The organism is Elioraea sp., from assembly GCF_051860475.1.
In the GTDB taxonomy this organism is placed as follows: domain Bacteria; phylum Pseudomonadota; class Alphaproteobacteria; order Acetobacterales; family Acetobacteraceae; genus Elioraea.
This window is the reverse complement of record NZ_JBHYDW010000028.1, coordinates 26,408-35,620: the sequence shown is the minus strand read 5'-3', so window position 1 is coordinate 35,620 and position 9,213 is coordinate 26,408. Positions and strand designations below refer to the sequence as shown.

At 71.9% G+C, this 9,213-nt stretch carries 12 protein-coding genes; 5 read left to right on the top strand and 7 right to left on the bottom strand.

Going from position 1 to position 9,213, the window contains the following annotated elements:
- A partial coding sequence (locus ACTIFU_RS07675) for a hypothetical protein (RefSeq protein WP_439577714.1) occupies positions 1–268 on the top strand: 268 nt, incomplete at its 5' end.
- On the opposite strand, the gene pth is transcribed toward ACTIFU_RS07675, so the two are convergent.
- The 7 genes from pth to ACTIFU_RS07640 form a co-directional block, all read right to left on the bottom strand.
- Positions 228–854: an aminoacyl-tRNA hydrolase gene (gene pth, locus ACTIFU_RS07670; RefSeq protein ID WP_439577715.1), complete on the bottom strand. Its 627-nt coding sequence runs from the start codon at positions 852–854 to the stop codon at positions 228–230. The two genes, ACTIFU_RS07675 and pth, sit on opposite strands and share 41 nt — an antisense overlap.
- A 60-nt stretch (positions 855–914) precedes the next feature.
- Positions 915–1,553 (bottom strand): 50S ribosomal protein L25/general stress protein Ctc, encoded by a 639-nt coding sequence (locus tag ACTIFU_RS07665; protein ID WP_439577713.1) that lies wholly within the window; start codon positions 1,551–1,553, stop codon positions 915–917.
- 62 nt (positions 1,554–1,615) lie between these two features.
- Complete coding sequence (locus ACTIFU_RS07660; protein WP_439577712.1) at positions 1,616–2,215, bottom strand: histidine phosphatase family protein; 600 nt, start codon at positions 2,213–2,215, stop codon at positions 1,616–1,618.
- Positions 2,216–2,512: 297 nt separating this feature from the next.
- On the bottom strand, positions 2,513–2,785 hold the full coding sequence (locus ACTIFU_RS07655; RefSeq protein WP_439577711.1) for a MoaD/ThiS family protein: 273 nt from the start codon (positions 2,783–2,785) through the stop codon (positions 2,513–2,515).
- A complete protein-coding gene (locus tag ACTIFU_RS07650; protein WP_439577710.1) occupies positions 2,786–3,601 on the bottom strand; it encodes a DMT family transporter in 816 nt (271 codons plus the stop codon). It lies immediately after the preceding gene.
- A gap of 47 nt (positions 3,602–3,648) precedes the next feature.
- Positions 3,649–4,719, bottom strand: coding sequence for a methylated-DNA--[protein]-cysteine S-methyltransferase (locus ACTIFU_RS07645; protein ID WP_439577709.1), 1,071 nt, complete (start codon positions 4,717–4,719; stop codon positions 3,649–3,651).
- 32 nt (positions 4,720–4,751) lie between these two features.
- Entirely contained in the window at positions 4,752–5,834 is a 1,083-nt protein-coding gene (locus ACTIFU_RS07640; RefSeq protein ID WP_439577708.1) for a LysR substrate-binding domain-containing protein, read from the bottom strand.
- On the opposite strand from ACTIFU_RS07640, the gene ACTIFU_RS07635 reads away from it, so the two are divergent.
- From ACTIFU_RS07635 to ACTIFU_RS07620, 4 genes are all read left to right on the top strand, one after another.
- Positions 5,809–6,777: a Bug family tripartite tricarboxylate transporter substrate binding protein gene (locus tag ACTIFU_RS07635; protein WP_439577707.1), complete on the top strand. Its 969-nt coding sequence runs from the start codon at positions 5,809–5,811 to the stop codon at positions 6,775–6,777. The two genes, ACTIFU_RS07640 and ACTIFU_RS07635, sit on opposite strands and share 26 nt — an antisense overlap.
- An 83-nt stretch (positions 6,778–6,860) precedes the next feature.
- The gene (locus tag ACTIFU_RS07630; RefSeq protein ID WP_439577706.1) at positions 6,861–7,775 is read left to right on the top strand and encodes a LysR family transcriptional regulator; all 915 of its coding nucleotides are present in this window, start codon (positions 6,861–6,863) and stop codon (positions 7,773–7,775) included.
- A 426-nt stretch (positions 7,776–8,201) separates the two neighbouring features.
- Positions 8,202–8,549, top strand: a complete 348-nt coding sequence (locus ACTIFU_RS07625) for a hypothetical protein (protein WP_439577705.1) — start codon at positions 8,202–8,204, stop codon at positions 8,547–8,549.
- Between the two features lie 418 nt (positions 8,550–8,967).
- Positions 8,968–9,138, top strand: a complete 171-nt coding sequence (locus ACTIFU_RS07620) for a hypothetical protein (protein ID WP_439577704.1) — start codon at positions 8,968–8,970, stop codon at positions 9,136–9,138.
- Positions 9,139–9,213 lie beyond the last annotated feature (75 nt).

The following is a 9,213-nucleotide window of genomic DNA, read 5'->3' as shown; positions in this document are numbered from 1 at the left end:
GGTGGCGGAGGGCTGGAACAAGCGCGCGACCGTCTACTTCCTGCGCGGCGAGCACGACAACGCCGCGCGTGACATCGCCGAGACGCTCGCGCGCGAGCCCCGGCATTTCGGTGCCCTCGCCGGGTTGTCGCAGGTGCACGAGGCACGCGGCGATCTGGTCGCGGCATTGCGCGCGTTCGAGGCGGCGCTCGCGATCCATCCGCGCCTGCCGGGCGCGGAGGATCGGCTCAAGGAACTGCGCCGCCGGGCCCTTGGGGAGGGGATCTAGCAGGCCCGGGGGGAGCCGACCCGTTCCCGACGGCCACCTGGCTCATGAACTTGTCGTCTCGTCCGTCGGCCAGGAACGGCGCCGCCTCCGCCACACGGTCCAGCAGCGTCTCGACCCACTCCCGGTCGGACTTGGCGAAGTCGCCCAGCACATGGCCGGTGACCCGCTCCTTGTCGCCCGGATGCCCGATCCCCAGCCGCACGCGCCAGAAATCAGGGCCACCACAGTGCTGGGTGATGCTCCGGAGCCCGTTGTGACCCGCGTTCCCGCCGCCCTTCTTCACCCGCACCCTGCCGGCCGCGAGATCGAGCTCGTCGTGGAACACCGTCACGGCATCGAGCGGTACCCGGAAGAACGCCATCGCCGCCTGCACGCTCTCGCCGGACAGGTTCATGTAGGTCTGCGGCTTGAGCGCCAGAACCTTCCGCCCGGCGATCGTCCCGTCGGCGACCATGCCGCGGAACCGATGGCGCCACGGCGCGAATGCATGCCGCGACGCGATCGCGTCCAACGCCATGAAGCCGATGTTGTGACGGTTGCGCGCGTACTCCGGGCCGGGATTGCCGAGCCCGACCCAGAGCAGCAGCGGCGAGGGTGGACGCGCGTGCATTCGGTCGCCCCACCAACCGCGCATGCACGCGTAGCGCTATTTCTTCTGGGGCGCGGGCGCCGCAGCAGCGGGGGCGGCGGCCTCGGCCGCGATCGGTGCCTCGCTCATCTTCGTCGGCGGCGCGATCGAGGCGATCGTGAAGTCGCGATCCGCGATCACCGGCTTCACACCGGCCGGCGCCTTCAGCGCGCTCCAGTGGATCGAGGTGCCGATCGTCAGCCCGGCCAGATCGACCTCGAACCGCTCCGGCACGTCGTCGACCGAGCAATACACCTCGATCTCGTGACGGATGACGTTCAGCACACCGCCCTGCTTCAGCCCAGGCGAGAGCCCCTCGTTCAGGAACGCGACCTCCACCGCCACGCGGATCTGCTGACCCGGGGCGAGCCGCTGGAAGTCGACATGCTCCGGGCGGTCGGTCACGGGGTGGAACTGCACCTCGCGCAAGAGCGCCCGCTCGGTCGCCTCGCCCACCGTCACGTCGTAGAAGCGCGAGCGCCAGCCGTGCCGATGCAGCTCCCGCATGATGACGCGCGGATCCATGGCAATCAGCCTGGGATCCCGCTTCGCGCCGTAGATGACGCCGGGCACCTTGCCCTCTCGCCGGGTCGCGCGTGCCGCCCCCTTGCCGGCCCGCCCGCGCGCCTCGGCCTCGATCGTGACGACCTCGACCATCGCTCGCTCCTGTCGGTGCAATGACAAGCGCGGGCCTCCAGGGGTGCCCGCGCGAGGGCTATCTACGCCGGGGGCGCGGCCTCGGCAAGCGCCGTCAGCCGCCAGGCAGGCCCGCCATCCGCGGGAGGCTCGACATACAGGGGCGTCGCATTGGGGGTGCGGACGTTCACCTCCAGCCCCAGCGCCCCGCGAACCGCGCGCCACAACGCCCCGTGGCCGACCACCAGCACGGCCGGCGGGCGCTCCAGTGCCCGGTTGATCCCGGCCACCGCCCGGGCGCGGAGCACCGCAAAGGGCTCGCCCCCCTCCGGCGTGAACCCGCCCTCCACCCAGGCGGCGAACCACTCGCCCATGGGCTGGCCCTCGTTCACCCCGAACGCGGCCTCGCGCAGGTCGTCTTCGGGCTCCATGTCCAGGCCCAGCGCCTCGGCGACGATCGCCGCCGTGTCGCGCGCCCGGCCCAGCGGCGAATGCACGATCGAGACGATCCCCCGCCCCTTCAGCAGTTCCGCCGCCGCGCGGGCTTGGGCGACGCCGCGCGCGTTCAGGGGAATGTCCACGTTGCCCTGGCTGAGGAACTGGGCGTTCCAGTCGGTCTCGCCGTGGCGGAGAAACCAGAACGCGACCGGGGGCAGCGCTCCCTCGAAAGCGGCCGACCTCATCGTCCGGCTCCGCGGCCGCGCGCCTCCGTGATCCCCATCCATGCCTCCGTGGTTGCGCCGCACCATGGCCCGACGCTGCGTTTTAGCCAACCCTGACCGGCATCCGACACACCATTCGGCTGACCAACAAACGTGCCTTCCAGACCTGCCAGCCGCCCGAGATGCCTGACGGGTTCTGCGTCGAAGTCGTTGCAGCGGCTCCACGTGAATACGCGCGGCGCGACCGTCGCATAGCAGAAGCGCGGGGGAAGGGCCGCAAGGCCCTTCCCCCGAACCCCCATCCCTTGAACCCGCAGCTCAACCGCCGCTGATCGCCGTCAGGATCACGATATCGACGCCGTCGCGCAGGGGCGTCTCCAACGCGGCGCGCTCACCATCGACGAACACGTTGATGTGGCGGCGAATCGCAGGACGCGAGTCGCAGAGCCGATCGCGCATCCCCGGCCAGCGCGCATCCAGCGCATCCATCGCCTCCGCGACCGTCGCCGCAACCACGGCGACACGCCGCTCCGCACCCGGAAACAACGTCAGCAGCGCCCCCGGCAACGTCACCAAGACCTGCGCAGACATTCACCGCCTCCATCCCAGCGCCAGCACATTCCCCGCCGCCACCAGCGCGACACCCGCCACCGCCGGCAGCGTCCAGACATAGCCCTCCACCACGGACGAAACACCAAGCGCGATCACCGGCACCAGCACCAGCACGAACGCCGACCGATCCGGGCCGATCCGCGCCTGCAAGGTGAAGTAGCACCAGAACGAGACGATCGAGAGCCCGAGCGCCTGATAGAGGAACGCGCCGATCCACCCGGCATCGCGCGGGAACGGCATCCCCACCCCCTGCACGAAACACGCCGCGACCGCGAGCGGGATCGCGAATACCAGTCCGTCGGCGATCAGCGGAAAGGTCGGCAGCCCCGCGCGCGCGTTGCGCACCGCCACCATGTTGCCCGCCGCGACGATCACACTGCCCACCGCGCCAAGCACCACCCCCTTCCAGGCGCCCACCTGCGCCAGCGTCTCCCACTCCGGCAGGAACACCAGCGCCAGCCCGCCCGCGGCGATCGGCGCGCCCACCAGCACCCCGCGCCGGAACGCCACACCGTAGAACAGCCTCAGCCCCACCGCGTTCAGCGGGATGACGGACGCCATCACCAGCGCCACCAGCCCCGAGGCGATGTGCCGCACCGCCTCGTACAGCACCAGGTTGTTGAGGGAGAACATCGCCAGCCCCTGCAAGGCGACGAACGGCAGGTCACGCGCGCGCGTTCCCGGATGCCGCCCGGTCGCGCGCAGCACCGTCTGGAGGATCACCGCCGCCGCGATCACCCGCCACGCCACCGCCGGTGCAGCCGGGGCGACATCCACCTGCAGGCGCGTGGCCACCCATCCGGCTGCCCACATCACCGCGGTCGCAAGGAACAGCCCGACGTTCAATCGGCCCCGCTGGCCTCGGCCTCGAGCAGCGCCTGCTTGCGCGGCAGCCCCCAGCGGTAGCCGTGCAACCCGCCATCCTTGCCGACCACACGGTGGCACGGCACCGCCAGCGACACCGGGTTGCGCGCGCACGCCGTCGCCACCGCCCGCACCGCATCCGGCCGCCCGAGCGCGGCCGCGACGTCGCTGTAGCTGCGCGTCTCGCCCGGCGGGATCCGGCGCAGCGCGTCCCACACACGCTTCTGGAACGCCGTGCCCTGGAGATCGAGCGGCAGCGCCAGCCCCGCGCGCGGGCGCTCGATGAAGGCGAGCACCGCGGCGAGGTGATCGGCGAGCGCGGCGTCGTCCGCGACGATCGTCGCGTTGGAGTAACGCCGGCGCAGAGCGGCCATCAGCGCCTCGCGCGGCTCGGCGAAGCCGAGGAAGCACACCCCGCGCCCGGTCGCGCCGACCAGCAGCGGGCCGAACGGGCTCTCGGCGAAGGCGGCGGTGATGGTTTCGCCCGTACCGCCGCGCCGCGCGCGGCCGGGCGTGATCCCGCCCGCCGCCGCATAGGCGCCGCGCAGGCTGCCATAGCCGGCCGCGAACGCCGCCTCCGCCACGCCTGCCCCTTCCGCCACCGCCTCGGCGAGTCTCCGCGCGCTCACCGCCTCCGCGTAGCCGCGCGGGGTCAACCCGGTCTGCGCCTTGAACAGGCGGAGGAAGTGGAACGGCGAGTAGCCCGCACGCTGCGCCAGCGCCTCGAGCGTCGGCCTGGTCTCGGCCGCCTCGATCGCTGCGACGGCATCGCGCACCACTGCCACGGCGGTGAGCTCGGCCGCGTCGGCCTTCGGGAGGCAGCGCAGGCAGGCGCGGAACCCCGCCGCCTCGGCCGCGCGCCAGTCCGCGAACCGGCGGATGTTGCCGCGTGAGGGCAGCCGCGCAGGACAACCTGGCGCGCAGTAGATGCCGGTGGTGACGACGCCGATCACGAACCGCCCGCGCGCGGACGGGTCCCGCGCGGTGACCGCGCGCCAGTCGGCATCGTCGAGTGCGGTTCCGGTGCGCTTGAGCGCGGCGCGGGGCATGGCGCGATCCTCCTCTCCGGGGCTGCCCCTGACTAGCCCCCGGCCGGGGCGGCACGCGCGCCCGGACTTGCGGCCGAAGCGTCGGCTCCGTCAACGACGACGATCAGTTCGGCAAGGCGGTCACGCGCGGGCGACTCCACCGCCGTGTCGAACGCCAAGACGAAGCGGGTCGCGGGCGCCGGACGCAGCGCCATGAAGACGACGCCCGGCGCGCCCAGGACCGAGATCGATCGTGGGACGAAGCCGACGCCGATCCCGGCCCCGACCAGAGCAAGGACCGTGTGGACCTGGACCACTTCATGCACCACGCGCGGCACGAAACCGGCATCGCGACAGGCGCTGAAGATCAGGTCACGGAAGCCGCCCGCCCAGCCGGAGGGATACATCACCACAGGCTCCCCTGCCGTGTCGGCGAGCGGAACGCTGCGCCGGCGCGCGAGGCGGTGTCCTGCCGGCAGCGCCAGCACGAACGGATCGATGCCAAGCGCGAGCGTGTGCAGGCCGCCGCCCGCGATCGGCGGCCGGACCACCGCCAGGTCGACTTCGCCGCGGCGCAGCGCCGTGAGCTGCTCGGCGATCGGCATCTCCCGGAGGTCGAGCGCCACGCCGGGCAGCGATCGCGCCGCGGCGGCCATGATCCGCGGCAGCAGTGCATGCGCGGCCGAGCTGGTGAAGCCGAGCCGCACCCGGCCTGCCTCGCCACGGGCGGCCCGCCGGGTCTCGGCCAGCGCGAGGTCGGTCGCGGCCAGGATACGGCGCGCATGCGCGAGCAGAATCTCGCCCGCGGCAGTCGGCGTGACACGGGGGCGACTCCGGTGGAGCAGGCTCACGCCGACGTCCCGCTCCAGCGCGCCGATCCGCATCGACAGGGGCGGCTGGCTGACGTTCAGCCGCCGGGCCGCGGCGGAGAAGCCGCCGGCCTCGACGATGGCGAGGAACGCCTGCAGCTGCCGAAGATCCATCGACAATCCGATTCTCGGATGGTGGCCAACCCCAATCAGTATTTCCCCTATCGACTGCGACGCGCCAGCCTTCCGAAGCAGTCGCGGCCGCCGACAGGCCGGCCGCATCAGCAGAGGGAGGATCGCAATGAACGCAGTGTTCCGCGTCGCCATGCTCGCGCTGGCGGTCATGGCCCTGCCGGGGGCGCCCGCCGCCGCCTGGCCGGAGCGGCCTGTGCGGCTGATCGTGCCGTTCGCGCCGGGCGGCGGTACGGACCTGCTCGGCCGGTCGGTTGCGGCCTCGTTGCAGGACCGGCTCGGTCAGCCCTTCGTGGTCGAGAACCGCCCGGGCGCCGGCGGCACGATCGGCACGGCGAGCGTCGCGCGCGCAGCCCCTGACGGCTACACGCTGGTGGTCGGATTCATCGCCACTCACGCGATCGGGCCGGCGCTTTATCCGAACGCCGGCTACGACCCGGTCCGCGATTTCGCCTGCGTCGCCACCCTCGCGACCGCGCCGAACATCCTGGTCGTGCACCCGACCGTCCCCGCCCAGGATGCGCGCATGCTCGCCTCCCTCGCGCGCGAACGGCCGGACAGCCTTGCCTACGGCTCGGCCGGCATCGGCTCGCCGGCGCATCTCACGGGTCTGCTGTTCGCGCGCGCCACAGCGGTCTCGGTGCAGCACGTGCCCTATCGCGGCGGCGCGCCCGCAGTCGCCGACCTTGTGGCCGGACGGCTCCAGTTCATGTTCGCCGGCCCGGTCGAGACGCTCCCGCATGTCCGTGAGGGGCGGCTGCGTGCGCTCGCCGTGACCACGCCGCACCGCTCGGCGCTGGCGCCTGATCTTCCCACCATGACCGAGGCCGGCATCCCCGAGGTCGTGCTGCAGCAGTGGTTCGTGCTCTGTGCGCCTGCCGGCACCGGGGCGGCGATCCTGGCACGGCTCACGGCCGCGACCGATGCCGCGCTGGCCGACGCGGCTCTGCGCCAGCGCCTGACCGCGGCCGGGCTCGAGCCCGCGGCCGAGCGCGGCGAGGCGGCGCAGCGCTTCGTTGCCGAGGAGGCCGCGCGCTGGGGTGCGCTGGTGCGCTCCGCCGGTCTCAAGCTGGAGTAGCCGATCCACCGGGGTGGAGGCTGCTTCGGGGCATCGCGGGCGGTACCGTTCCTTTGCCGGGCGGGTCCGGGCAGGATGCGGTCATGCCCGAGCTGAACCTCAACCGGATCGACCTCAACCTGCTGACCGTCTTTGCCACGCTGATGGAGGAGCGGAGCGTCACCAGGGCAGGGCAGCGGCTCAATCTCAGCCAGCCCGCCACCTCTGGGGCGCTCAACCGCCTGCGCGAGGTGTTCCGCGATCCGCTGTTCATCCGCACCGGCCGCGCCTTCGAGCCGACCGCGCGCGCGCTTGAGATCATGGAGCGTGTCGGCCCGGCGCTCGCCGCCGTGCAGGCGGCGCTCGCGCCGTCGATCCCGTTCGATCCGGCGACCGACACGCGCCATTTCCGGATCGGCTGCTCGGACGATGCCGCCATCCCGCTGCTACCGGTGCTGACCTGCGTGCTCCGGCGCGAGGCCCCTGGCTGCACGCTGACCGTGCGGCATGCCGACTATCGCTCCGCGCCGGACCTGCTGGCGTCCGGCGATGTGTCGATGGTGGTCGGGTATGTCGAGGACGACCTGCCCGCGAACGCGAAGCGCCGTCGGCTGGTGGAGGGGCACTTCGTCGTGCTGCGCGCCGATGCCGGAACGGAGGCGATCGGTCTGGACGAGTACTGTGCGCGGCCGCATGCGCTGGTCACCTATCGCGGCGACCTGTCGGGCGTGGTGGACGAGGAACTCGCGCGCATGGGCCGGTCGCGGCAGGTGGTGCTGGGCTTGACCGACTTCGCGCTGCTGCCGTTGGTGCTGGCGGGCACGGACATGCTCGCGACGGTGCCGGACCTGGTGGCGGAGACGCTCGCCGCGCATGGCGGCCTGCGGATCGATCCGACGCCGTTTCCGGCACCGGCGAACGCGGTGCTGATGGCGTGGCGCGGCGCGACGGACGGCGATCCGGCGGAGCGGTGGCTGCGGCACAGGATCGTCGAGAGCTTGCGCGGGCCGAAGGCTTGAGGCGCGGATCGATCGCGGCGTGCCGCGAGCGGACCCGTCCTTGCGGCCGCTCTCCGGTCCCGGGAGAGCGCCCCTGCGTTGTTCACGGGAAGCCGCGTGAGCGATCCCCCGACGCTCCCCGCGGTCAGGCACCACGCATCAGCGTCGTCGGACCGACATGGACGGCCGGCAGAGGTCCCACGCCGCAGTACATGTGGGGAAAAAATTCTTCGATCCCACTGAAATCAATCATATTCTTCCGCATGAGACGGGTTAAATCGTCTCATCACCCAACGTAGTGGGACTCCTGAGCCAAGAAAAACCTGCTCGCTACTTCTCCGAAGCACCCGCGCAACCCATATAAGAACCGATGAACGCGGATCGATCCTCGATCGGGACAAGCGCGATCGAGACCCGCAACTTGGGAGCGGTGCAATGAAAATGCCAGTGTCGCTGAAGCCCGCCCTCTGGGGCGCGGCCGGAGGCGCCGTCGCCGCCATGATCGTCGGTTTCGCCTGGGGCGGCTGGGTCACCGGCGGAACGGCCGGGCGGATGGTCACGAGCGGCGCCGAAGCGGCCATCGTCCAGGCCTTCACGCCGCTGTGCGTCGCCAGGGCGGAGCAGGAGCCGGCGCAGCTCACGCTGCTGAAGGCGGAGAGCCGGTGGCAGCGCCGCGAGTTCGTCGTCAAGGCCGGATGGGTCGCGAACGTGTCCGAGCGCTACCGCCACGAGGTCGCGGAGGCGTGCGCGACCACGATTGTGGAGGCCATGGAGGTCGCCGGGCGTCGGAGCTGATGCCGCCACCGCCAGCCACCGGCGCCCCCGCGGGGACGCGACTGATCGCCGTCCCGCGGCAGCGGTACAGGCCGATCGGGTCGGACTGCCTCGCCCAGCGGCGTTACGCCAAGGGTCTTTGAGCCGATCCTCGCGCTCGCCGGGCGCGTAACCGCCTGCGATCCCGGATAATGAGACCTGTGCGCGGGTGGCTTGGGTGGTGCGGCTATCGCTGATTGCCTGCTCGGCGAGGGAGCACGGAGTACGGCGATGTCGCACCGCGCGATCGGGCGGGAGAGGCTGGGCATTGACGCCGCGTCACGCAGCGGCGCGACGCTGGAGCGCCTGTCGTCGCTGATCGACTGGCAGCCGATCGCTGTGCTGCTCTCGCCGCTGTATCGCTCTGCCAAGGGCGAGGCCCGCCTGGCCGCCGCTTTCGATGTTCAAGGCGCTGCTGCTGGCGGTCTGGCACGACCTGTCCGACGTGAAGCTGGCCGAGGCTCTGGAGGACTGCGCCTCGCGCACGCCGCAAGGCGCACGCGAGACGCATGCCACAGCTCCAGACTCCGCAACAGCCACCACCCAAGCCACCCGCGCACAGGTCTCATGACGGCTGCACGTGTCTCGTTGTCGCAAGCATGGGCCCCGCGTCCAGACCACCAGACAACGCCGCCGAGGAGGCAGC

Excerpts from the sequence above, each read along its gene's own strand:
- ACTIFU_RS07665 (WP_439577713.1), bottom strand. The coding sequence starts at position 1,553 with ATGGTCGAGGTCGTCACGATCGAGGCCGAGGCGCGCGGGCGGGCCGGC.
- ACTIFU_RS07660 (WP_439577712.1), bottom strand. The coding sequence starts at position 2,215 with ATGAGGTCGGCCGCTTTCGAGGGAGCGCTGCCCCCGGTCGCGTTCTGG.
- ACTIFU_RS07655 (WP_439577711.1), bottom strand. The coding sequence starts at position 2,785 with ATGTCTGCGCAGGTCTTGGTGACGTTGCCGGGGGCGCTGCTGACGTTG.
- ACTIFU_RS07645 (WP_439577709.1), bottom strand. The coding sequence starts at position 4,719 with ATGCCCCGCGCCGCGCTCAAGCGCACCGGAACCGCACTCGACGATGCC.
- ACTIFU_RS07635 (WP_439577707.1), top strand. The coding sequence starts at position 5,809 with ATGAACGCAGTGTTCCGCGTCGCCATGCTCGCGCTGGCGGTCATGGCC.
- ACTIFU_RS07640 (WP_439577708.1), bottom strand. The coding sequence starts at position 5,834 with ATGGCGACGCGGAACACTGCGTTCATTGCGATCCTCCCTCTGCTGATG.
- ACTIFU_RS07630 (WP_439577706.1), top strand. The coding sequence starts at position 6,861 with ATGCCCGAGCTGAACCTCAACCGGATCGACCTCAACCTGCTGACCGTC.
- ACTIFU_RS07620 (WP_439577704.1), top strand. The coding sequence starts at position 8,968 with ATGTTCAAGGCGCTGCTGCTGGCGGTCTGGCACGACCTGTCCGACGTG.